Genomic DNA, 23,510 nt, shown 5'->3' with positions numbered 1-23,510 from the left:
GTGGCTCCCTCAGCTCTTGAGCAGCTCGGCGGCGGTGATCGCGCAGCCCTGGTGCTTGGCGACGCCGGCGCGCCCGATGATGTCGAGCGTGTGCCCGCCGCGCCCGCAGGGGCAGCCCTGGTCGACGATCGCGTAATCGGTGGCGAGCACCGACAGCGCCGGCTGCGCCAGGTTGTAGGGCGAGATCACCTGCAGCAGTCCCGGCTCGCCCCGCCCCAGCGGCTCCAGCCCGCCGGGGCGGCGGGTGAGCGCGCGGGCATAGACCGGGACGTGGAAGCGCCCGGCCTCGCAGGTCATGTAGGGCACGCCGTGCTCGACGAAGCCGTAGACGTCGTGCTGCGCCTCGGGCGGGATGCCGAGGTGCTCGGCGGCGACGGCGGCGAAGCGCGCGCGCGGCACCGCCTCGTCCTGGGCCGCCTTCCAACCGCCGGCGAGGATCATCAGGCTGCCGGGCGGGAAGGCGATGCGCAGCTCGCGCGCCGCCATCTCGCGCAGCATCCGCCAGGCGAAGGCGGGGAAGCCGATCACCCGCAGCGCCAGTCCGCTCGCGGCGAAGCGCGCGAGCTGCTCCAGACACTCCTCGACCCGGAACACCGCCGCGCCCTCGGCGTCGGCGTGGATGGCGAAGAAACGCTCGGCGGCGGGCGCGAAGGCGGTATAGCGGCTGTGCGCATGGGCCGCGCCCTTGCCCCCGGCGACCTCGGGCGCGTAGGCGAACACCAGATAGTTCGCCGGCTCGCTCGACTCCAGCCCGAGCCCGCGCACGATCGCCGCGCGCATCGCGTCCTGACGCGCCATCGAGCCCTGGTCCCAGGCGATCTGGCTCTGCTGACCGCTGGTGCCGCTCGAGGTGAAGGTGGCCACCAGCTCGCGCTCGGGCACCGAGAGCAGGCGATGGCGCTTGAAGACGTTGACCATGATCCAGGGCAGCTCGACGAGATCGTCGATGCGCGCCAGGCGCTCCGGCGTGAAGCCCTCCTGCTCGCAGAGCCGGCGATAGGTCGGACAGTGGGCGATGTGGTGGGCGCAGACCTCGCGCACGGCGGCGAGGAAGCGGCGGTCGGCCTCCGCGCCGGCGGCGAAGGCATCGAGTTCGAACAGTGCGTCCAGCGAGGCGATCGCGCTCATGATGCGGGCTCCTCGACCCTCAGGTCGTGCAGATGGCGGACCTTGCCGGTCACCGGGCTGCGCTCGAGACTGCCGAGCGCGACGAAGCGGGCCTCGAGCCGCGCCAGATAGCCGCGCTCGCGCGCCACCCCGAGCTCGGGGATGGCCGTCTCCAGCGCGCCGACCAGGGTCTCGGCGTGGGGCGCGGCGGCGGTCGGGTCGCCGGCCTCGACCACCAGTTCGAGGGCGATGCGGTTGGCCTCGTCGGCGATGCGCAGACAGTAGTTGGGGCTGATGCCGTCGCGCCCGGCGACCGTCTCCACCGCCCGCTCGACCACCGCCATGGCGACATAGGCGCCGCCGAGCTTGAAGTCGTCGCCGGCGCGCCCGGCCAGGCGCAGCACCGGGTTGCGATCGCCGCAGGCGCAGGGCTCGCCGGTATAGCAGCCGCGATCGCCGATGCGATAGCGCACGATCGGCTGCGAGCGCCGCGCCAGGTTGGTCACCAGCAGCTCGCCCTCCTCGCCGCTCTCAGCGACCCGTCCGCGCTCCATGTCGACGACCTCGATGAGCTGGAAATCGCTCGGCACGTGATAGGCATTGGGCGCGCAGCGGCGACACTGATAACCCATCAGCCCGGCGTCGGCGCTGGTATAGGCCAGGGCGTGGATCTCGACCTCGGCGCCGAAGGCGCGCTGCAGATGCGTCCGCACCGCCGGGCTCATGTGCTCGCCGGCATAGGCGATCAGCCGCAGCCCGGGGAAGCGGATGGCGTCGCGCAGCGCCAGATCGGCGAGAAACACGAACAGCGTCGGCAGGCTCAGCATCACCGTCGGCTGGAACTCGCGACAGAAGCGCAGCACCGTCTCCACCGGGATGTTGGCCGAGATCGGCAGGTGCAGCGCGCCGAGGCGCTTGATGATCTCGTGACCGCCGAGGAAGGACGGCCACAGACTGCCGGCGACCAGCAGATTGGCCACCCGGTCCTTCGCCCCGACCCCGATCAGCGCCAGCGCCCGGGCCTGTTCGGCGCAGAAGCGATCCCACTCGGCATGGGTGAGCACGGTATAGCGCGCCATGCCGCTGGTGCCCCCGGTCGAGGTCACGATCATCCCCTCGGGCGGCACGGTGAGCATGGTTCCGGTCCGCGGCCAGGCGTTGTCGTAGAGCTCCTGGCGGCTCAGCACCGGCAGCGCGCGCCACTGCGTCCAGTCCATCGGCGCCGGCATGCCGGCGTACTTGGCCGCGAAGAAGGGCGCGGCCAGCGCGGCGTGCCAGATCTCGCGGGCGCGTCCGAGCTGGTGCTCGGACTCGATCCAGGGAAACATGCGGCTACTCCTCCTCGTCCAGGATGAAACGGTGCTTGACGCTCGGGTCGAGAGCGGCGATGTCGCGCAGCTCGACCTCGATCAGCGACCCGCCGGCGGCGGCGCAGAGGTTGTCGTACTTGGCCGCGAACTCGAGGCTGTGCTCGCGCAGGAAGGCGAGCAGGCGCTCGCCGTAGTCCTCGGCGCGCCCCGCCCCGTCGCGGGTGAAGACCCGGAAGAACAGCCGCGCGACGCCCGCGCGCTCGCGCCGCACCACCTGGAACAGGCCGCCGTAGCCGAACGCCTCGGGCAGGCCGAGGAGGAAGTCGCCGATCGCCGCCACCGGCAGGTTGGTGCCGTAGAACACCAGCGCGTCGCTGACCCGACTGTGGACATAGAGGAGCTGCTCGGGCAGCGCCGCAAGCAGCGCCTCGGGCAGCCCCGTCTCGGCGGCGAGCTGCGCGCGCGCGAGCAGCCCGCCCTGGTCGCGGGTGTTGTAGCGCACCAACGGGATCAACTGGTCCTTGGTGACCACGATCTCGCCGCCGATGATCTCGATCAGCGCCTTGGGCGTGGGCGCGAGCAGCATCGGCGCCTCGGCGCGGCCGAACAGCGCCCGCAACCGCTCGGGACGGCGCGCGAGCCACTTGCGCAGCGCGATGGTCGCGGCGGTCTCGACGCCGAGATCCCCGGTATCGGCCGAGCCGTAGCCGGTCCAGACGCAGAACGGGGCCTCGACCGGGTGGCCGAAGTCGCGCGCCACCTGCTCGCGGAAGCTCTCGGTGAAGAACTCGCCGACCACCGGGAAGGCGACGCTGCCCGGGGCTAGGTCCGGGCAGTGCGCGCGCAGCAAGGCGCCGAGCAGGCTGATGTTCGACGGGTTGGTGAGGATCAGACACTGCTCGAACTGCTGATGGAAGCGCTGATACAGCGCTGCGGCCTCGCGCAGGTTGAGCCCCGGGGTCGCGACGGTGATCGGGTGACGGGCGCTGGCGGCCAGGGTGCGCAGGGCCGCGGCCAGCTGCATCCCGCCGATCCAGGTACCGAGGGCGAGACAGACCATCACCAGGGTACGTCTGCGCTCGATGCCGTGATGCGCGATCAGCATCTGCTCGATGGCGGCGACATAGTCGCCCTCGTCGGCCGGGCGCTTGGGCCAGAAGGTCGAGCCGCCGCGGCTGAACCCCGAGGAACTGCCGATCAGGTGGCAACCCTCGAGACTGCCGCCATGACAGAGCGTCTCCACCGGATAGGCGAGCAGATAGCCCTGCTTGTCCATCAGCGGCAGCGCCGCCCAATCCCCAGGCGCGCTCAACCCGGCCGCGGCGAGGAAGCGGCGATAGGCCGGCACCGAGTCGTGGACCGCGCGCACGAACTGCTCAGGATTCAACGCACACCTCCTTGAGGGCTTGCAGCCGGGCAACCCAGAGCGTGATCAGCAGCATCACCGCCGCGCTGACCAGCAGGGCCCCACCCGGGCGGATGAGATCCGTGACCACGCCCATCACGCCATAGGCCAGCGGCTGCAGCGACAGCGCCAGGGCGGTCACCAGGGCCATGATCTTGCCCCGGCTGGCATCCTCCAGCAGACGCTGGAACAGGGTGATGAGGGTGATGTTGATGGCGCTGAGCCCGACCCCGACCCCGACGAGTCCGGCCCCGGCGAGCGCCAGCCAGGGGCTGAGCGCAACCACCACGAGACACCCGGCCATCACCAGGAACCCGGCGAGCACCACGCGGCGCTCGCCGGGACGATGCCGCGTCGACAGCGCCAGCGAGCCGCCGAGCATCCCCGCGCCGAAGCAGGCCATCAGCAGCCCCAACCCGGCGGCGCCGGCGTCATGGACGCCCTCGGCCAACACCGGGGTGACCACGGGTACCGCGGCGAAGAAGAAGTTGACCACCGCCACCGGCCCCATCAGCGCGCCGATCAAGGGGGCGCGACGCAACGCCTCGCGCCCCGCGCGCAGCTCCGACCAGAACCCCAGGCGCGGCGCGACGCGGCGCGCCGGCTCGCGCACCGAGACGATGAACAGCGCCGAGAGCAGGAAGGAGACGGCATTGATGGCGAACGCCAGGGCGACCCCGATCAGCGCGATCAGGGCGCTGCCGAACAGCGGTCCGGCGACCGCGCTCGCCCCCACCAGCAGCTGGCTGGCGGCATTGGCGCGCAGCAGCGCCGCGGGCGCGACCAGCCCCGGCACCATCGCCAGCGCCGCCGGGTTGAAGAAGGCCGAGGCGATCGAGATCACCACCGTGGCCGCGATCAGCTCGGGCAGCGCCAGGGCGCCGCCGTGGGCCAGCCAGGCGAGCGCGCCGACCACCAGGGCGCGGACCAGATCGGCGCAGATCATCACCAGACGGCGCGGGTAGCGGTCGCAGACCATCCCCGCCAGGGGCGCGACGAGGATGCCGGGCAGCGAGGTGGCGATGAGGATGACGCCGACCGCCGAGGCCGAGCCCGACCAGTGATAGACCAGCCAGATCAGCGCCAGCGAGTGCACCCGGTCGCCGATCTGGGAGACCGCCTGCGCCAGCCAGAAGCGCAGGAAGGCGGGATGGGCGCGAAACAGCTCGAGCACCGGCCGTTACCGCTCGACGCGCCGGCGGTCGCGCTCGACATAGTCGAGCAGCCGCCGGGCGAAGGGCGCGACCAACTCGACCCGATCGAGATCGAGCGCGGTGTCGACGTACTGCAGCCGCAGCACGTCCTCGCCCTCGTCGAAACAGGGCGCGAGACCGCCGTAGAAGAAGCCGAGCCGCTCGGCCGCGGCCACCGCCGCCGCGCAACCGTGATCGCTCAGGCGCACGGTGAGATAGAGCACCCGCGCCCCGGCGCGCCGACACAGCTCGTTGCGCGCCGCGCGCAGCGCCTCGGCGACATCGTCGCCGACCCGTTCGAGACGGATCATGCCGAGATCGAGCGCGCTCAGATAATGGGCATCGAACCGGCTCGCGCCGGCGCTGCCGCCGGGCTCGCCGAGACGCGCCGGGATGCCGCTCTCGGCATAGGTCTCGAGCAGAATCTCGCGATGGTGCGCGGGGGGCAGGATCAGCCGCTCGGGCGGCGGGGCGAGCGGCTTGAAGTAGAGCAGACAGCTCTCGCGCTGCGCCGGGCGCTCCTCGGCCATCGCGCGAAAGCGCAGGTTGCCGGCGAGGAAGGCCAGCGAGAGCGCGCAGACATGGGCGCCGAAGCGCTCGTTGACCTTCTGACTGAAGGGATGGGTGGTCACCGGCTGGCCGAACAGCCCGCTCAGCCCGCGTTCGCGCGCGAGGGCTTCGAGCCGCTCGCGCATCCGCTCCATCAGCCGCCGCCCGCGATGCGCGGGGTCGACCACCGCCATCCCGGTCTCGGCCACGGCGAGGCGCGAGGCGCCGAGCTGACCGAGCCCGCCGAGTTCGAGCGCATAGTGCCCGACCACGGTGTCGGCGGCATCGGTCGCCACCACCGAGATCAGTCGACCGGCGCGGTTGAGTTCACACAGCCGGTCCGGGTAGTAGAGATCATCGCTCGGGTGGGTATAGCCATAGGCGCGATAGACCAGCCGCGAAACCTGGTACCAGTCGCCGTCGCGCGCGGCGCGGCGCACCGTATAGGTCTGCTCGGGTGCACGGGCGACGGACTCGGCGAACGGCTCCAGCGGACGGGCATCGAGATCGGCGCGGGCGACGATATCGGCCTCGGGGCGGTTGAAGACCAGCCGCAGCCGATTGCCCTCGCGCCCGCGCGACTGCCACTGCGCGACATCGGCGGCGGCACGGATCATCTGCCGCTGCAGACCGTCGAGGTCGATCTCGTCGACCCGATCGAGCACCGCGCGCGACGGCGGATCGGCCTGCGGCGTCGGCGGCGCCTCGCGATCGTCGAGGGTGAGGGTGAGGGTGAGCGGCGTCAGCTCGCCGACCAGCGCCAGCGGCTCGATGGAGTCGGGAGCGGCACGTTCGAGGACGCCGGCCACGCCTTCCTCCACCGCCACCTCGATGGCATTGGTCCGTCTCGAGTCGAAACCGGCCAGCGCCGCCAGCTCGCCGGCGAAGCCACGAGCCACCGGCAATGCCTCGAGCATTGGGGGCAGTTCCAACCTGCACTGCATCGCACCATCGCCAGCCACATCGGCCTCCAGTCGCTGCCCCGGGGGGCGCACCGCGCACCCTTCCATGCCCCACCCTGCCGTAGTCGTACACAGCATAGTCGGTATTCAGGCATTCCCAAGGGGGCAGGCGAGCGGGAGCAACGAAAACCGCCGCACATTACACGCAGAGACGACACGACTTCAGGGGTTCAGACCCCGTTGAGCCATCACCCCGCCGCCACGATCGTCCTCTGCCGCCGACGGCACCCAAGCCCTAGCGACCTGATTGAAAAAGGCCGGAAGCGGTAAAAACCCATTGGACTGATGGCTTGACGCCACCATCTCAACTCCCACCGCCAGACCATCGGGCACAGCAGTTCCATGTGGAGAAAATTGACGATACGTGAGCGATTGATCGCCTTCACCGTCGCGCTATTGATCCTCGTCGGTGGGGCCGCCCTGCTGATCTCGACCCACAGCGCAACCGCCATGGGCCGGCAACTGGTCGATCACACCCTGTCGATGAAGATCGCCGGCGACCTGGAGGCGGCGAAGGTCTATCTCGCCCAGTCCTGGGGGAACGTGCGAATGCAAGCGGGCGTGCTGGTCGATGCCGACGGCGAGGCGATCCGCGAGCGCTTCGAACTGGTCGACCGACTCAGCGAGGATCTTGGCGTACTCGCCACGGTGTTTGCCCGCGAGGGCGACGACTTCACCCGCCTCACCACCAGCATCCGGCTCGCCGACGGACGGCGTGCCGTCGGCACCCGGCTGGGCGAGGCCAGCGCGGCCTTCGCCCCGGTGATGGCGGGCAAACGCTTCATCGGCGAGGCCGAGATCCTCGGCGAACCCTATCTCACCGTCTACGACCCGCTCGTCGACGAGGCGGGACGGGTGATCGGTCTCCTCTTCCTCGGCATCCCCCGCGCTCAGACCGACGCCATCGTCGCCACCGGTGTCGATCAGCTCGAACGCCGACTCGCGGTCGGGCTGGCGCTGATCCTCGCCCTCGGCATCACCGGCGCCTTCGTGCTCGCACAGCTCACCGCGACCCCGATCCGTCAGGTCGCCGGGCGACTCGACGAGATCGCCCACGGCAAGGGCGACCTGACCCACCGGCTCGTGGCCGAGGGACGCGACGAACTGGCCGATCTGGCGCGCGCCTTCAATGCCTTCGTCGACAAGATCCAGCAGCTCATCGTCGAGGTGAACGCCGCCTCGGCGCAGCTGGCCAGCGCCGCCGAACAACTCTCGGCCAACAGCAGCGAGAGCCGCAACCAGGTCCAGCTGCAGCAACGCGAGAGCGAACAGGTCGCCACCGCCATGAACCAGATGACCGCCACGGTGCAGGGCGTCGCGCAAAACGCCAACGAGACCGCACGCGCGGTCAGCACGACGCTACGCGAGGCCACCTCGGGCGAGGCGGTGGTGCGTCACAGCGTCGACTCCATCGACGCGCTGGCCGAGGCCGTCGAGGGCGCCGCCGAGGTGATCAACCGGCTCTCGGCCGACAGCGACGACATCGGTCGCGTGCTCGAGGTGATCCGCGCCATCGCCGAGCAGACCAACCTGCTCGCGCTCAACGCCGCGATCGAGGCGGCGCGCGCCGGCGAGCAGGGACGTGGCTTCGCGGTGGTCGCCGACGAGGTGCGCACCCTGGCCGATCGTACCCGTCACTCCACCGAGGAGATCCGCGAGATGATCGAGCGGCTGCAGCAGAACGCCGACAGCGCCGTCAAGGCGATGCACGCCGGGCGCGTCAAGGCGCGCGACAGCGTCTCCCAGGCCGGCGAGGCCGGTCAGTCGCTCAAGACGATCAGCGCCTCGGTCGAGCGGATCAGCGACATGACCAACCAGATCGCCAGCGCCGCCGAGCAGCAATCAGCGGTGACCGAGGAGATCAACCGCAACATCACCAACATCGCCCACTCCATCGAGACCACCCTGGGCGGGTCCGAGCAGAGCGCGCAGGCCAGCGATCAGGTCGCACAACTGGCCGCGCAGCTGCACCACATGATGGCGCGCTTCAAGGTCTGAGCTCGCGCCCGCGCGCCGGCCATCACAGCAACAGTGCCAGCACCACCGAGAGACTGAGGAAGGAAAGCGCGGTGGCACCCAGGAGCGCCCCGCTGGCCAGCTCGGCGTGACCGTAGCGGGCGCCGAGGACGGGAAAGATGGCGAACATCGGACAGGCGGCGATCAGGATGGCGGCGCGCTGCAGGTCGGGATCGAACGCCGGCAGGGCCAGCACCATCGCCGCCACCAGCACCGGGTGCAGCACCAGCTTGGCCAGCGCGACCTGCCCGATCTCGCCGAGGCTGGCGTGGAGACGGCTGCCGACCAGGGTCGCACCGACGAAGAACAGCGCCACCCCCGCCGCCGCCTGTCCGAGCAACCCCAGCGCCCCGCTCAGCCCCGGCGGCAGCCTCACCTCGAACAGCGCGAGCGCGAGACCGAGGGTGATCGCCAGGATCAGCGGGTTGGTGACGAGCCGCGCCACGATCAACCGCGCGGTGGCCCGGGCGCCCGGCGCCCGCCCCTGCCCGGTGCCGAGTTCGAGCACGCTCAGCACCAGCGGCATCAGCACCAGGTTCTCGAACATCAACGCCATGGCGAAGCCGGCCACCGGCGGCTCGTCGAAGGCCTGCAGCAGCAGCGCGTAACCGATGAAGGCGCTGTTGGAGAAGGCCGAGCCGAGCGCCTTCACCGCCGCGCGATCAAGCCGGTCGCCCCGACCACCCCGAAACCACGCCAGCATCAGCCCGTAGGTGAGCAGCGTCCCGGTGCCGTAGGCCAGCAGGAACCCCGGCTCGATCGCCTGACGCAGATCGGTGCCGGCCAGGGTCGCGACGATCAGCGCGGGCATCGCGACATGGAGCACGAAGCGCCCCAGCACCGCCGTCGCCGCGCGCTCCATCACCCCCAGCCGCACCGCCACATAGCCGGCGACGATGACGGTGAAGACGGGGACGACGATATCGAGGATCGCGGTCATCGACCCGCGCCCCGACCACCGCTCGCGCCGCACCGGCAGGCGGTCGAGACGGGCGAGCGACCAACGGGCCGCGCCGCAGACCGCTCAACCGTCGCGGCCCGCCCGCGCCGGTCGCTCCCCGCAGAGGACATCCGCCCGCGCCGCGCCCTAGTCGAGTTCGACACGCACCCGTGCGGCGGCGCGCAACGCGCGCGCCTTGGCGTCCTCGACATCGGTGCCACGCGCCAGCGCCACGCCCATGCGACGCCGCCCCCGCACCTCGGGCTTACCGAACAGGCGCAGATCCGTGCCCGGCTCGGCGAGGGCCTCGGCCAGATGGGTGAAGCGGGGCCGGGGCGACTCACCCTCGACCAGGATCACCGCCGAGGCCGCCGGACCGTGCTGGCGGATCTCGGGGATCGGCAGCCCGAGGATGGCGCGGGCGTGGAGCGCGAACTCCGAGAGATCCTGCGAGATCAGGGTGACCATGCCTGTGTCGTGGGGACGCGGCGAGACCTCGCTGAAGATCACCTCGTCGCCGCGCACGAACAACTCGACCCCGAAGATCCCGCGCCCGCCGAGCGCCGCGGTCACCCGCGCGGCGATCTCCTCGGCCCGCGCCAGCGCCGTCGGCGTCATCGGGTGCGGCTGCCAGGACTCGCGATAGTCGCCATCCTCCTGGCGATGCCCGATCGGCGCGCAGAAGGCGGTGCCGTCGCGGTGACGCACGGTCAGCAGGGTGATCTCGTAATCAAAGGCGACGAAGCCCTCGACGATCACCCGCCCGCCCCCGGCGCGCCCACCGGCCTGGGCGTACTCCCAGGCGCGATCGAGCTCGGCGGCCTCGCGCACCAGGCTCTGCCCCTTGCCCGAAGAACTCATGATCGGCTTGACCACGCAGGGCAGCCCGATCTCGGCAACCGCCTGCTCGAACGCCTCGCGGGTGTCGGCGAAGCGATAGGGTGAGGTCGGCAGCCCCAGCTCCTCGGCGACCAGCCGGCGGATGCCCTCGCGGTTCATCGTCAGCCGGGTCGCCCGCGCCGTCGGGACGACGTTGAAGCCCTCGGCCTCCAGCTCGAGCAGGGTGTCGGTGGCGATCGCCTCGATCTCGGGGACGATATAGTCGGGACGCTCCAGCTCGATGACCCGGCGCAGCTCGGCCCCGTCGAGCATCGAGAAGCTGTAGGCGCGATCGGCCACCTGCATGGCGGGCGCATTGGCATAGCGGTCGCAGGCGATGACTTCGAGGCCGAGTCGCTTGAACTCGATGACGACCTCCTTGCCGAGTTCGCCGGCCCCGCAAAGCAGGACCTTGGTCGCGTTGGGGGAGAAAGGGGTTCCGATCGTAGGCATGTGGTCTCTGCTTGTCGGGGTGGTGGCTTCAGGATGGATCGCGGCACTCCCGCCAGCCGCAGCCGGTCCCCGCGAGTCACGCGCGACCGCCGCAGCCGCGACGGAGAGACCCCGGAGCAGTCCCAGTCCCGACACGCTCGCGCGCGCCGCTCCGGCAAGGGCGCGACCGATGGTACTCCGCCGACACCGCAGGGATCCAGACTCGCCGCCGCACGGGGAACCCTTCCCCGGTCAGGACGGGAGGCGAGCGCTCTCAGCGCTTGAAGGTCGAGAGGAATGCCTCGACGAAGCGTGGATAGTCGTCCTCGGCGAGGTGGTTGATGCCGGCGGCGGCCTTGCGTCCGCCACCGCTAGGGAACTGGCGGCACAGCGCGTCGGCGCCGTCGGGACGCGCCAGCGGGGCGCGCACGCTGACCAGGAAACCGCCCTCGGGCAGGCGGGTGAGCAGCGCATGGGCGCGCTCCGGGGCGGCCTGGGCCCGGGCGTTGGCGAACACCCCGCTGACCCGCCGCGCCCAGGGCGCATCGGGCAGCACGAACACCCGCCCCGCCGTCTCGTCGACCTCGGGGCGCAGTGCCTCGGCGTGCGCCATGTCATCGGCGTAGCCATCGCGGAGCTGGGCGAAGACCGGGTCGGCGGCGATGAACGCGCGCGGATCGGCATAGGGACGCAGGCGCTCGAAGAGCTGCGCCGGATCGACGTGGAGGTCGGCGACACGGGCACCATAGCCGTTGTAATTGAGATAGATGCCGAGTTCGCGCAGCCGTTCGAGCGTCGGCGCGTCGAACCCCAACGGCGCGGCGGCCTGGCGCGCGGCGGCGTCGAAGTTGTCGCCGAAGGTACCGACCACCGCCCAGGCGCGATGGGCGCCGTCGAGCGCGGCGTCGACCAGCAGACTGGTGCCGCGATCGGGTGCGGTGTCGATATGGGCTTCGAGGCCCGGATGGTCGGGGATCTCGCCGGGGAAGTGGTGGTCGAAGTAGCGCACCCGCACGCCGGCGGCGAGCAGCCGCTCGAGCGCGGCGCGGTTCTTGTCGAGCGAGAGGTCGAGCACCCGCACCTCGTCACCGGCGCCGGCCTCGACGCGATCGAGCAGCGCGATGTCGCGCTTGACCCCGGTCACCAGCACGCTCTCGCGCGGCTCGGCCAGGTGCAGTTGCAGGAGCGCGCAGAGTCCGTCCGCGTCGCCGTTGAAGACATCGTACAGGGCCATGCGCGTCTCCTCCCTGGCCGATCCCCGGCCCGGCTCGATTCGAGTGGAATGCGAGGAGCCTAACCAGCGCGCGACTATCCTGACAAGCGCGCATCGGCATTGCCCGGTACAGCCGCTGACGTTAGACTTGCCTGCTCACCGACTTCTTTTGATCTTCTCAGGTTCTCCGGCCCTGGCTCGGCGTCTCGCGATCGGCGACGACGGCGTATTGGTGGTTGCCGGAGCCAGGGAAGCCCGTGTGTCCTAACATCATCCTTTAAGAGTTCTTCAGGAGCCCGCATGGCCATCGAACGCACCCTCTCCATCATCAAGCCCAACGCCGTCGCCAAGGACGCCATCGGCGCCATCCTCGGGCGTTTCGAGGCCGCCGGCCTGCGCATCGTCGCCGCGCGCATGATGCACCTGAGCCGCGAGCAGGCCTCGGCCTTCTACGCCGTGCACCAGGAGCGTCCCTTCTTCGGCGAGCTGGTCGACTTCATGACCTCCGGCCCGGTCATGGTCCAGGTCCTCGAGGGCGAGGGCGCCATCGCCAAGAACCGCGAGATCATGGGTGCCACCAACCCGGCCGAGGCCGCCCCGGGCACCATCCGCGCCGACTTCGCCGACTCCTTCACCGAGAACGCGGCCCACGGCTCCGATGCCCCCGAGACCGCCGCCGAGGAGATCGCCTTCTTCTTCCCCGAGGGCGTCTGCGAGCGCACCCGCTGATCCTGATCCGGTGACGGCCATGAACGCCAGCGAACCCAAGACCAACCTGCTCGATCTCGACCGCGCCGACTGCGAGGCGCTCGCCGTCGAGTTCGGCCGCAAGGCGTTCCATGGCCGCAACCTGTTCAAGTGGATCCACAAGCATGGCGTCGTCGACTTCGACGCCATGACGGATCTGCCGCTCGCGCTGCGCGAACAGCTGCGCGAGCGCACCGAGATCCGCCTGCCGCGGATCGTCCACGAACACCCCTCCGCCGACGGGACGAAGAAATGGGTGATGGAGTTGGCCGACGGCCAACACATCGAGACCGTATTCATCCCCGAGGGCCGCCGCAGCACCATCTGCGTCTCCTCGCAGGTCGGCTGCGCGCTCGACTGCCGCTTCTGCGCCACCGCCAAGCAGGGCTTCAATCGCAACCTCACGGTCGGCGAGATCATCGCCCAGGTGTGGCACGCCACCCGCCAGCTCGAGACCGCCCCGACCAATGTGGTGATGATGGGCATGGGCGAGCCGCTCGCCAACTTCGACCCGGTGGTCAAGGCGATGGCGATGATGCAGGACGACCTCGCCTATATGCTCGCCAAGCAGCGGGTGACGGTGAGCACGGTCGGCATCGTCCCCGCGCTCGAGCGCCTGCGCGAGGTCAGCAACGTCTCCCTGGCCGTCTCGCTGCACGCCCCCAACGACGCCTTGCGCGATGAGCTGGTGCCGATCAACCGCAAGTACCCGCTCGCCGAGCTGATCCCGGCCTGCCGCCGCTATGTCGCCGACGACAAGCGCCGCAAGGTGACCTGGGAATACATCATGATCGCCGGGCTCAACGACAGCATCGCCCACGCCAAGCAGCTCATCCGTCTGCTCGAGGGCACGCCGTCGAAGATCAACCTGATCCCCTTCAACCCCTTCCCCGGGGTCGATTACACCACCAGTCCGCCCGAGCAGGTCGAGGCCTTCCGCCAGCGACTGCTGCGCTCGGGGCTGATCGCGATCACCCGCAAGACCCGGGGCGAGGAGATCGCCGCAGCCTGCGGCCAGCTCGTCGGCCGGGTGCAGGATCGCACCCGTCGCCAGGCCCGGGTACAACTCGAACAGGACCGAACAGGAGCGCCATGACCCCTCGCTGGCCTCGCCCGCTCGCGTTGGCCGTGCTGCTGTGCCTGACCCTGCTGGCTGGCTGCGGTGGCGCCGAGAAGCGCCCCGAGGGCGGTGACGCGCTCGGTCTCGAACCCGACGACAGCCCCGCCGAGATCTACGTGCGGATGGCCGAGCAGTACTATGCCCGGGGCCAGATCGAGGTCGCCTTCCGCCGTGCGCTCCAGGCCCTCGAGGCCGATCGTCGCTACGCCCGCGCGCATGTCTGGATGGCCTTTCTCTACGAGCAGCTGGGCAAGGACGCACTGGCCACCGAGCACTACGAGCGCGCCGTGCAGCTGGCGCCGAAGAACCCCGACGTGCTCCACGCCTACGGCTCCTATCTGTGCCGTGAACAGCGCTATGCGGAGGCCGAGGCCCAGTTCCTCGAGGCACTCGACAATCCGCTCTATGCCACCCCCTGGGTGACCATGACCAATGCCGGCGACTGTGCCCGCAAGAAGGGCGACGCGAGCCAGGCGGAGGCGTATTATCGCTCCGCCGTCGCGGCGAATCCGAAGTTCGGCCCGGCCTTGGTCAAGCGCGCGGCGATGGCCTATGCCCGTGGCGAGATCAAGGCGGCAAAGGGGGACATCGACCGCTATTTCGGAGCAGAGACCCTGCGCACCGCGACCAGCACGCGCGAGGCCCTGCAGCTCGGCGCCAGCATCGAGCGCCAGCTCGGCGATCGCGAGCGCGCCAACTTCTACCAGCGGGCACTGCGCGAGCGCTTCCCGGACGCGGCGGCATCCAGAGAATCCCAGGGAGTCCAGTTGGATGAGCGAGACCAGATCACCGAGTCCTGAGGCGCCGAGCACGCCAGACATCATCATGCACCCCGGTCAGCGCCTGCGTCAGCAGCGCGAGACGCGCGGCCTCGAGATCGCACGCGTGGCCTCGCAACTGCACCTGCGCCCGGAGATCATCGAGGCGCTCGAACAGGATCGTTACGATGCGCTGCCCGGGCCGGTCTTCGCGATCGGTTATCTGCGCAACTACGCCAGACTGCTCGGCATCGACCCGACACCATTGATCGAGTCGGCACGCACGGTGACCCAGGAGCAGGCCGCCGCCCAGACGGGGCCACGGACGCGCGGCAACCTCGCCGAGACCACCTCGCGCTGGCTGATGCGCCTGATCAGCCTGGCGCTGATGGCTGCGGCTGTCGCCATGCTGGTGCTGTGGTGGCAGAGCCGCCCCGAGATCGCCCCGGCGCCGCTCGCAGACGACGTCGCGCCCAGCGAGCAGCCGCGCCTCGACCCGGCACCGTCCCAGGCCACACCCGCCCCTGTCGCTCCGGCACCGACGACGCCCGAGCCCCGGGCCCCGCAGCCGGCGCCACGTCCGACCCCGGCGCCCGCCCAGCAGACGTCGGCGCTCATCGCCGCGCCCGAGCCGGGGGCGACACCGGACACCATCTCGACGCCGCCCGGCGCCGCGCCCGCGCCCGCGCCCGCGCCCACTGTCGCATCCGGGATCGACGAGGATCGTCCGGAGGCCGCGCCGACGAGCGTCGAAACGGCACCGACGCCGCCCGAGGTCGCGCTCGAGTTCACCGGCAACTGCTGGGTCGAGGTGCGTGACGTCAACCGTCGCATCATCCTCACCGGCGAGCTGCGTGCCGGCGACCGACGCGTGCTCGAGGGCGAGCCGCCCTATCGCTTCATCATCGGCAACACCGCCATGGCGCGACTCACCATCGACGGCGAACCGCTCGATCTGAGCGAGCGCGCCCGAGGCAACGTCGCCCGCTTCACCCTCGATCCCAGTCAGCCCGACTGAGTCCGGCGCGCTGCGATCCCACAGGCCATCAGTATCCGCCCAGCATGAGCAAGAAGATCCAAGCCATCCGCGGGATGCACGACATCCTGCCGGACCGCATCCCCACCTGGCACCGTCTCGAGGACACCGCGCGGCGGGTCCTCGAGGGCTACGGCTACAGCGAGATCCGTACCCCCGTCGTCGAGGTCACCGACCTGTTCAAGCGCTCCATCGGCGAGGTCACCGACATCGTCGAGAAGGAGATGTACACCTTCCCCGACCGTAACGACGACAGTCTCAGCCTGCGTCCCGAGGGGACGGCGAGCTGCGTGCGCGCGGCCATCGAGCACGGCCTGCTGATGCAGCCGCAGCGGCTGTGGTATCGCGGCCCGATGTTCCGCTACGAGCGCCCACAGCGCGGGCGCTACCGCCAGTTCCACCAGATCGGCGTCGAGGTCTTCGGGCTCGAGGGACCGGACATCGACCTCGAGCTGATGCTGATGACCGCGCGACTGTGGCGCGCGCTCGGACTCGAGGGCTTCCGCCTGGAGATCAACTCGCTCGGCGACGCCGAGGAGCGCGCGGCCTATCGTGCCGAGCTGATCGCCTATCTCGAGGCGCGCATCGACCAACTCGACGAGGACAGCCGCAAGCGGCTGCACAGCAACCCGCTGCGGGTGCTCGACTCCAAGCATCCGCAGACCCGCGAGGTCGTCGCCGACGCGCCCTCGCTGCTCGATCACCTCGGCGAGACCAGTCGCGCCCATCTCGATCACATCCGCGCCGGACTCGAGCGCGCCGGGGTCGACTACCAGCTCAACCCGCGTCTGGTGCGCGGACTCGACTACTACAATCGCACCGTGTTCGAATGGATCACCGACGAACTCGGCGCCCAGGGCACGGTCTGCGCCGGCGGTCGTTACGACGGTCTGGTCGCCCAGCTCGGCGGTCGCCCGACCACCGCCGTCGGCTTCGCCATGGGCATCGAGCGTCTGGTCGAGCTGCTCGAACTGAGCGGCGCGCAGGATGATCCCGGCATCGACGCCTATCTGGTCGCGCTCGGCGAGCGCGCCCAACAGGAGGCCCCGGTGCTCGCCGAGCGACTGCGCGACGCCCTGCCCGAGCTGCGCCTGGTGGTGCACGCCGGCGGCGGCAGCTTCAAGAGCCAGTTCAAGCGCGCCGACAAGAGCGGCGCGCGCTACGCGCTGATCCTCGGCGAGGACGAGGCCGAGCGCGGCGTGGTCGGCGTCAAGGCGCTGCGCGAACAGGTCGAGCAGCGCGAACTCGACCTCACCGCACTGACCGAGCTGCTCGCCGGCGCGCCGGCCTGACCCCATCGAGACCCACCCGCGCCGCTCGACAGCGCGCGCGCACCCATAGAGGACAGACCTGTGAGTTACCAAACCGACGAGGAAAAGGCCGAAGCCATCAAGAAGTGGTGGCGTGACAACGGCGTGGCCGTGTTCGCCGGTCTCGCGCTCGGCCTGGTCATCATCTTCGGCTGGCGCTACTGGAGCGACTACCGCACCGACCTCGCCGCCCAGGCCTCGACCCACTTCGAGCAGATGCTCTACAGCGCCGAGGACGCCGATGCGGCCACGGTGCTGGCCAAGCAGTCCGAACAGCTCGACGCCGACTTCGGCGCCACACCCTATGCCGCGCTCGGCGCCCTGGTCGCGGCCAAGGGGCTTTATCAGGCCGGTGAGGCCGAGGCGGCCATCGCTCGACTCGAGCGGGTGATCGATGACGCCCCGGACGCCGCGCTGGCGCGTCTCGCCGCGTTGCGCCTGGCGCGCATCCAGCTCGCCGAGGGCGCGCTCGACGCCGCCGAGTCGACCATCACCGACCATGACGACAGCCCCGAGTTCAGCGCCGACTTCGCCGCGGTGCGCGGTGACCTGGCCGCCGCGCGCGGCGACCTCGACACCGCCCGCGAGGCCTATGAGACGGCCATCGAAGGTGGCGCCGCACTCTCGCAACTCATCCAGCTCAAGCTCGATAACCTGCCCTCGGCCGGCTAGACGACACACGGAAGGAAGTTATGGCGATCCACACCAGAGCGGCGATCACCGGCGCCAGCGCACTGCTGTTGAGTGCGCTGCTCGGCGGCTGCAGTCTCATCCCCTGGCTCGGCAGCGAGGAGGATCCGACACCGCCGAGCGAGTTGCCCGAGCTCGACCAGTCGTTGACCCCGACCACGCTGTGGTCGGCGCGCGTCACCGACGGCACCGACGGGCGTCGCCTCTATCTGGTGCCGACGCTCGCCGCCGGTCGGCTCTATGTCGCCGACGCCCGCGGCACCCTCGCCGCGGTAGCCGCCGACAGCGGCCGCGTGCTGTGGCGCCAGGAGACCGAACTGGCCTTCAGCGGCGGTCCCGAGGTCCACGGCGAGCGTCTGGTGCTCGGCACCACCGGCGGCGAGCTGGCGCTCTTCTCCACCGCCGACGGCACCGAGCTGTGGCGGACCCGGCTCGGCAGCGAGGTGCTCTCGGTGCCGCGCTTCGCCGATGCCGAGACCATCGTCGTCCACACCCTCGACGACAGTCTCTACGGCATCGAGGCGGCCACCGGCGAGCAGCGCTGGCACCTCACCTACCCCGCCCCGGTGCTCACCCTGCGCGGCAGCAGCACCCCGGCGGTGGCCCCGGACGGGGTCATCGTCGGGCTCTCCGGCGGCAAGCTGATCAAGTTCGACGTCGCCGACGGCACGCCGCTGTGGGAGGTCACCATCACCCGACCGAGCGGGCGCTCCGAGCTCTCGCGCATCGCCGACATCGACGCCGATCCGGTGCTGGTCGGCACCACGGTGTTCGTCGGCACCTACAACGGCGACCTGGCTGCGGTCGATGCCGTCACCGGTACCGTGCTGTGGCGCCGCGAGCTCTCCGCCCATGCCGGTCTCGCCGCCACCCCGGAGGCGCTGTTCGTCACCGACTCGCGCGATCAGGTGTGGGGCGCCGACCCGCTCAGCGGCGCCGGGCGCTGGGTGCAGGAGGCGCTGCGCTATCGTCGGCTCACCGCGCCGGCGCTGCTCGGCCAGGTGGTCGCGGTCGGCGACCTGGAGGGCTATGTCCACCTGCTCGACGCCGCCGACGGTCAGCTGCTCGGGCGCACCCGCGTCACCAAGAAGGCGCCGATCACCGCACCGCCGCTGGCCGCCGCCGGGCGGCTCTATGTCTATGCCGACGACGGGACGCTGAGCGCCCTCAGCGTCGGCGCCATCCCGGCGCGGACGGCGCAACGCGCGCCCGAGCAAGCCGATAACGCGAGTCCCTGAATACCATGCTCCCCGTCATCACCCTGGTCGGTCGTCCCAATGTCGGCAAGTCGACCCTGTTCAACCGGTTCACGCGCACCCGCGACGCGCTGGTCGCCGACTTCCCCGGGCTCACCCGCGATCGCCAGTACGGGGTCGGGCGGATCGGCCCCGGCCCTTATGTGATCGTCGACACCGGCGGTATCGCCACCGCCACCGAGGGCGTCGAGACGCTGATGGAGCGTCAGGTGCAACTGGCCATCGAGGAGGCCGATCACCTGCTGTTCGTGGTCGACGCGCGCGACGGCTGCACCCCGGAGGACATCGCCATCGCCGAGCGGCTGCGCCGTATCGGCAAGCCGATGACCCTGGTGGTCAACAAGAGCGACACCTTCGACCCGCTGCTCGCCACCGCCGAGTTCCACGCCCTCGGGCTGGGCGAACCGCGTGCGGTCTCGGCCACCCAGGGGATGGCGATCCGGCCGCTAATCGAGCACGTCTTCGCCCAGCTCCCCGAGGCCGCCGAGGAGGAAACGCCCGAGGACGACGACGAGCGTGGCGTCAAGGTGGCGATCGTCGGTCGCCCCAATGCCGGCAAGTCGACGCTGATCAACCGTCTCGTCGGCGAGGAGCGCGTGGTCGCCTTCGACAGCCCCGGCACCACCCGCGACAGCGTCTTCATCCCCTTCGAGCGTGATGGCCAGCGCTACACCCTGATCGACACCGCCGGTCTGCGCCGTCGCGCCAAGGTCAAGGAGGCGATCGAGAAATTCAGCGTGATCAAGACGCTGCAGGCGATCGAGGCGGCCAACGTGGTGGTCCTGGTGATCGACGCCCATGCCGGCATCGGCGAGCAGGACGCCACCCTCGCCGGCCATGTCATCGACAGCGGCCGCGCCGTGGTGGTGGCGATCAACAAGTGGGACGGACTCGACGCCGAGGCGCGCGAACAGGTCAAGGCGCAGTTCACCCGCAAGCTCGGTTTCCTCGACTTCGCCAAGCTGCACCGCATCTCGGCGCTGCACGGCAGCGGCGTCGGGCTGCTGCTCGACGACGTCGACCTGGCCTATGCCAACGCCACCCGCAACCTCTCCACCCCGGAGCTGACCCGGCTGCTCGAGGCGGCGGTACAGGAGCACCAGCCGCCGCTGGTGCGCGGCCGGCGCATCAAGCTGCGCTATGCCCACCAGGGCGGGCGCAATCCGCCGGTGGTGGTGATCCACGGCAACCAGACCGATGAGACCCCGGCGAGCTACAAGCGCTATCTGATCAACCGTTTCCGCCGTGAGCTCGACCTGCTCGGCACCCCGCTGCGCCTGGAGTTCAAGAGCGGCGGCAATCCCTACGAGGGCAAGCGCAACCCGCTCACCCCGCGCCAGATCAAGAGCCGCCAGCGGCTCAAGAAGTTCACCTCGCGCAAGCATTGAGCCATCGGTGCAGGGACGCACCACCCTCGCCGTCTCGTCGACGACGGCTCTATAATCGACATCCCCGGCAAGACTCAGGACGAGGGCGCAGATGGCCGATCAGATCGAGGGCGATTCAGCCCAGCACGGAATCGAGGCGCTGATCCAGGCGCTCAGGGACGACACCGCACAGCGCGCCCGACTCGGCGAACAGCTCGAACGCCTGCTCGCGGCGAGCGGTCCCGAGCGCCAGCTCACCGACATCCACGGGCTCGAACAACGTCTCCACATCGAGGAGCGGCGTCACACCCGTGCCAAGTGGTACACGGCGGTGCTCGGCCTGTTCGCGCTACTCATCGGTGCCGTACTCTTCTATCTGGTGTTCATGATGGCCCGCGACATGAACCGGATGGAGGACTACATGTACAACATGGGTCATGCCACCGACGACGCCCGCACCCGCCCCTTCGAGTTCAAGGCCCAGGGCGAGAGCTACATGGCCACGATGGCCGGGGACATGGGCGCGATGCGCACCAGCATCGAGGCGATGCGCGAGGACATGGGACGGATGCGCCTGAGCGTCGACGGCATGTCCACCGACATCACCGCGATGAGCCGCGACATGACCCAGATGAACGCCACCATCGGTCGCATCCAGTACGACACCCTGCTGATGCGCCAGGGCGTCGGCGGCATGGCCAGCGACACCCGCGCCATGGGCGCGCCCTTCCGCGTGATGGACTCCATGGCCCCCTGGTGATCCGGACCCGATCGATGCAACGGCTCGCCATCCCGCTCGTCACCGCATCGACTGTCACCGCGGTCGAGACCGCTCTCGACGACCACCTGCTGATCGTGCGCACCGCACCCGCACCCTGAGCCCCCGGGACGCGCCCGGCTGTCATACAATGCGGGATGCAACCCAAACCACCCGACCGCAAGGGGGCCCCACCATGAATGCACCACGCTCCACCCAGGAACTCGCCGCCCTGTTCGACCTGCCGGCCCCCGAGCGCTACACCCTCTTCGTCACCGAGGTGCTGGAGCACGGCCAGGTGTGGACGCTGTGCGCCGAGGACGGCTTCGTCGCCTTCAGCGACGAGGAGGACACCGACTGCTTCCCCTTCTGGCCGGCCCCGGAGCTGGCCGCCGCCCTGGCCGACGACGACTGGGCCGACTGCCGCCCCGAGGCGCTCGCGCTCGACACCTTCATGGAACGCTGGCTGCCCGGCATGGACCGCGACGACCGTCTGGTCTCGGTGTTCGCCGCCCCCGACGGCAGCGGCATGGTGGTCGATCCGCTGGAGCTGCTCGCCGACCTCGAGGCCGCACAGCGAGCGCGCGACTGAGAGCGCCTCACCCCCGCGCCGGCGTCCGTACCAGCAGGAACAGACCCGCGAGCGTCATCACCGCACCCGGCAGCGAGGCCGGGTGCGGCCACTCACCGAGCACCGCGACAGCGGCCAGGGCGGCGACCAGGGGCGTGAGCAGCCCCAGGGTCGTGCTAATCAACGGGGACAGACGAGCGGCGGCGATCCCATAGGACAAGGTCGGCAACACGGTCGAGACCAGGGCAAGCGCCAGGATCACCGGCAACTCCCCGGCAACCGGCCAGCGTGGGGCCGCGGCCCAGAGCCAGGGCAGACTCACGACCAGCCCCCAGAGACAGGCCACCGCGGTGAGCGCGAGCGGGTGAGGACAGCCCCCAGCGAGCGCGCGCCGGCGCACCCCGATCGCGTAGAGCGCCGCGACCAGCGCGCAGCCGAACGCAAACCCATGACCGACACCCAGACCGCCCGCGCCCAACGCCGGGGCGAGATAGAGCGCCAGGCCGGCGAGCGCGAGCGCGACACACCCGAGCTGGCGTCCACTCGGCGCCGCGCCACCAACCCACTGCAGGAGCACCGCGATCACCGGCGCCGCGCCGATCACCAGGGTCACCTCGACGACCGGCGCGCGCACGAAGGCCTCGGTGGCCAGCACATAGTAGAGCCCCATCGCCAGCGGCAAGGGCGTGCGCAGTGCATGCACGGCCTGGCGCCGATGGATCAGCAGGAAGGGCGCCAGTACGAGCAGCCCGACGCCCAGCCTGGCGACGACGATCACCATCGCCGGCAGATCGGGCAACAAGCGCACGAAGACCCCGGTCAGCCCCCAGGCCACCGGGGTCACCAGCGCAGCCCCCAGTCCGACCATCTCGACCGAACCCGTCGGCCTCATCCCTCGCACAGCACCATCCCCCTAACCGCATCAAGAGGCACGCAGGCTAGGAGGCGCCGACGGCGCTGTCTTGAACGATCTTGGCAGCCTAGCGACGGCGGCGTGTGCGCGGATGACCGTGGTCGGAGCGATAGCGCCCCGGGGTCACCCCGGTCAGCCGCTTGAAGGCGCGGGTGAAATGGGCCTGGTCGGCGAACCCCAGCGCCGGCGCGACGGCGGCGACCGCCTCGCCCCGGGCGAGTCGCGACTGCGCCGCGCGCAGCCGGTACTGCAGGTGCCAGGCATGGGGCGGCAACCCCAGCTCACGGGTAAAGGCACGGGCCAGGCGGTAGGCATCGAGCCCCGCCGCCGAGGCCAGCTCGGTGAGCGAGACTGCGCGCTCCGGACAGTCGCCGAGATACTCCAACGCGCGGCGCACCGCCTCGGGCTCGCGTCCGCTGCGCACGATCGCGGGACACGGGCGCGCGTGCCGCGCGAGGAAGCCGGCGAGCACATCGAGCAACCGGGTCTCGAAGCTCAGCGAGGTCACGCGATCGGTCAGCGCCTCATGCGTGGCGGCCAAGGCCGCTGCAAGCGCTCGGTCACTGATGACGGGGGCGGACGCGAACCCCGCGGGCGGCCCCTCGCTCACCTGCAGCAGCAGACGCTCGGGAATGGTCAGGACGCGATAACGCCAACCCTCGGCGTCGATCGCCGAGACGGCATGGACCACCCCAGCCGGCATGGCGACGATCTGCCCGGGGGTGGCGACCAGCCGACCGCCCGCGGACGCCACCCGCTGCGCGCCGCCGTCGATCAGCGCGATCATCAGCCCGTAGTGACAGTGACGGGGAAAGGCATGGTCACGGAAGGTCCCGCACAGCACCTCGACCCCGGGGATGTCGGGGAGCTGACGGCTGCGGGGAGGATCGTCTCGAACCGTCATGGATAGACGCGGTGCCCTCGCTCATCGGCCAAGGATCATGACACCTCCCTCGCCGTGATCCTCGGTCAGATCGAG

Annotated in this window: 21 protein-coding genes; 11 read left to right on the top strand and 10 right to left on the bottom strand. The window is 70.5% G+C overall.

Going from position 1 to position 23,510, the window contains the following annotated elements; genetic code table 11:
- Positions 1 to 9 precede the first annotated feature (9 nt).
- The 5 genes from EBL84_RS11035 to EBL84_RS11015 are packed head-to-tail and all read right to left on the bottom strand — an operon-like array spanning position 10 to position 6,496.
- Positions 10 to 1,128, bottom strand: a complete 1,119-nt coding sequence (locus EBL84_RS11035; RefSeq protein WP_123140864.1) for an acyl-protein synthetase — start codon at positions 1,126 to 1,128, stop codon at positions 10 to 12.
- Positions 1,125 to 2,435, bottom strand: coding sequence for a phenylacetate--CoA ligase family protein (locus tag EBL84_RS11030; protein WP_123140863.1), 1,311 nt, complete (start codon positions 2,433 to 2,435; stop codon positions 1,125 to 1,127). Before EBL84_RS11030 ends, EBL84_RS11035 begins: the two co-directional genes overlap by 4 nt.
- A gap of 4 nt (positions 2,436 to 2,439) precedes the next feature.
- A complete protein-coding gene (locus EBL84_RS11025) occupies positions 2,440 to 3,804 on the bottom strand; it encodes a phenylacetate--CoA ligase (RefSeq protein ID WP_123140862.1) in 1,365 nt (454 codons plus the stop codon).
- A complete protein-coding gene (locus tag EBL84_RS11020; RefSeq protein WP_123140861.1) occupies positions 3,794 to 4,996 on the bottom strand; it encodes an MFS transporter in 1,203 nt (400 codons plus the stop codon). The genes EBL84_RS11025 and EBL84_RS11020 overlap by 11 nt, the downstream gene beginning before the upstream one ends.
- A 6-nt stretch (positions 4,997 to 5,002) precedes the next feature.
- Positions 5,003 to 6,496, bottom strand: coding sequence for a GNAT family N-acetyltransferase (locus EBL84_RS11015; protein ID WP_190287940.1), 1,494 nt, complete (start codon positions 6,494 to 6,496; stop codon positions 5,003 to 5,005).
- Between the two features lie 384 nt (positions 6,497 to 6,880).
- On the opposite strand from EBL84_RS11015, the gene EBL84_RS11010 reads away from it, so the two are divergent.
- A complete protein-coding gene (locus tag EBL84_RS11010; protein ID WP_223806998.1) occupies positions 6,881 to 8,524 on the top strand; it encodes a methyl-accepting chemotaxis protein in 1,644 nt (547 codons plus the stop codon).
- A 22-nt stretch (positions 8,525 to 8,546) separates the two neighbouring features.
- Here EBL84_RS11010 and EBL84_RS11005 read toward each other — a convergent pair whose 3' ends face one another.
- The 3 genes from EBL84_RS11005 to EBL84_RS10995 form a co-directional block, all read right to left on the bottom strand.
- Positions 8,547 to 9,482: an AEC family transporter gene (locus tag EBL84_RS11005; RefSeq protein ID WP_123140858.1), complete on the bottom strand. Its 936-nt coding sequence runs from the start codon at positions 9,480 to 9,482 to the stop codon at positions 8,547 to 8,549.
- Between the two features lie 147 nt (positions 9,483 to 9,629).
- Complete coding sequence (gene purT / locus EBL84_RS11000) at positions 9,630 to 10,814, bottom strand: formate-dependent phosphoribosylglycinamide formyltransferase (RefSeq protein ID WP_123140857.1); 1,185 nt, start codon at positions 10,812 to 10,814, stop codon at positions 9,630 to 9,632.
- Between the two features lie 253 nt (positions 10,815 to 11,067).
- On the bottom strand, positions 11,068 to 12,027 hold the full coding sequence (locus EBL84_RS10995) for an acetyltransferase (RefSeq protein ID WP_123140856.1): 960 nt from the start codon (positions 12,025 to 12,027) through the stop codon (positions 11,068 to 11,070).
- Between the two features lie 279 nt (positions 12,028 to 12,306).
- Here EBL84_RS10995 and ndk point away from each other — a divergent pair, with 279 nt between their 5' ends.
- From ndk to EBL84_RS10945, 10 genes are all read left to right on the top strand, one after another.
- The gene (gene ndk, locus EBL84_RS10990) at positions 12,307 to 12,735 is read left to right on the top strand and encodes a nucleoside-diphosphate kinase (protein WP_005221611.1); all 429 of its coding nucleotides are present in this window, start codon (positions 12,307 to 12,309) and stop codon (positions 12,733 to 12,735) included.
- A gap of 19 nt (positions 12,736 to 12,754) precedes the next feature.
- Positions 12,755 to 13,849: a 23S rRNA (adenine(2503)-C(2))-methyltransferase RlmN gene (gene rlmN, locus EBL84_RS10985; RefSeq protein ID WP_123140855.1), complete on the top strand. Its 1,095-nt coding sequence runs from the start codon at positions 12,755 to 12,757 to the stop codon at positions 13,847 to 13,849.
- Positions 13,846 to 14,673 carry a type IV pilus biogenesis/stability protein PilW gene (gene pilW, locus EBL84_RS10980; protein WP_123140854.1) on the top strand — a complete coding sequence of 276 codons (828 nt, stop codon included), beginning with the start codon at positions 13,846 to 13,848 and terminating at the stop codon, positions 14,671 to 14,673. Before rlmN ends, pilW begins: the two co-directional genes overlap by 4 nt.
- The gene (locus EBL84_RS17520; protein ID WP_123140853.1) at positions 14,645 to 15,649 is read left to right on the top strand and encodes a RodZ domain-containing protein; all 1,005 of its coding nucleotides are present in this window, start codon (positions 14,645 to 14,647) and stop codon (positions 15,647 to 15,649) included. Before pilW ends, EBL84_RS17520 begins: the two co-directional genes overlap by 29 nt.
- A gap of 44 nt (positions 15,650 to 15,693) precedes the next feature.
- Positions 15,694 to 16,959, top strand: coding sequence for a histidine--tRNA ligase (hisS, locus tag EBL84_RS10970; protein ID WP_123140852.1), 1,266 nt, complete (start codon positions 15,694 to 15,696; stop codon positions 16,957 to 16,959).
- Between the two features lie 60 nt (positions 16,960 to 17,019).
- Positions 17,020 to 17,649 carry a tetratricopeptide repeat protein gene (locus tag EBL84_RS10965; RefSeq protein ID WP_123140851.1) on the top strand — a complete coding sequence of 210 codons (630 nt, stop codon included), beginning with the start codon at positions 17,020 to 17,022 and terminating at the stop codon, positions 17,647 to 17,649.
- 20 nt (positions 17,650 to 17,669) lie between these two features.
- Positions 17,670 to 18,905, top strand: coding sequence for an outer membrane protein assembly factor BamB (bamB, locus tag EBL84_RS10960; RefSeq protein WP_123140850.1), 1,236 nt, complete (start codon positions 17,670 to 17,672; stop codon positions 18,903 to 18,905).
- Between the two features lie 5 nt (positions 18,906 to 18,910).
- Positions 18,911 to 20,311: a ribosome biogenesis GTPase Der gene (der, locus tag EBL84_RS10955; protein WP_123140849.1), complete on the top strand. Its 1,401-nt coding sequence runs from the start codon at positions 18,911 to 18,913 to the stop codon at positions 20,309 to 20,311.
- A gap of 91 nt (positions 20,312 to 20,402) precedes the next feature.
- On the top strand, positions 20,403 to 21,050 hold the full coding sequence (locus EBL84_RS10950; protein WP_123140848.1) for a hypothetical protein: 648 nt from the start codon (positions 20,403 to 20,405) through the stop codon (positions 21,048 to 21,050).
- Between the two features lie 193 nt (positions 21,051 to 21,243).
- Complete coding sequence (locus EBL84_RS10945; RefSeq protein ID WP_123140847.1) at positions 21,244 to 21,639, top strand: DUF2750 domain-containing protein; 396 nt, start codon at positions 21,244 to 21,246, stop codon at positions 21,637 to 21,639.
- Positions 21,640 to 21,646: 7 nt separating this feature from the next.
- Here EBL84_RS10945 and EBL84_RS10940 read toward each other — a convergent pair whose 3' ends face one another.
- Both EBL84_RS10940 and EBL84_RS10935 read right to left on the bottom strand, forming a co-directional pair.
- Positions 21,647 to 22,510: a DMT family transporter gene (locus tag EBL84_RS10940; RefSeq protein WP_123140846.1), complete on the bottom strand. Its 864-nt coding sequence runs from the start codon at positions 22,508 to 22,510 to the stop codon at positions 21,647 to 21,649.
- 88 nt (positions 22,511 to 22,598) lie between these two features.
- Positions 22,599 to 23,435: an AraC family transcriptional regulator gene (locus EBL84_RS10935; RefSeq protein ID WP_123140845.1), complete on the bottom strand. Its 837-nt coding sequence runs from the start codon at positions 23,433 to 23,435 to the stop codon at positions 22,599 to 22,601.
- Positions 23,436 to 23,510 lie beyond the last annotated feature (75 nt).

The organism is Marichromatium sp. AB31 (assembly GCF_003718685.1).
Lineage (GTDB): Bacteria > Pseudomonadota > Gammaproteobacteria > Chromatiales > Chromatiaceae > Marichromatium > Marichromatium gracile.
Note: the sequence above shows the minus strand (reverse complement) of the source record. Positions and strands in the feature narration are given on the sequence as shown.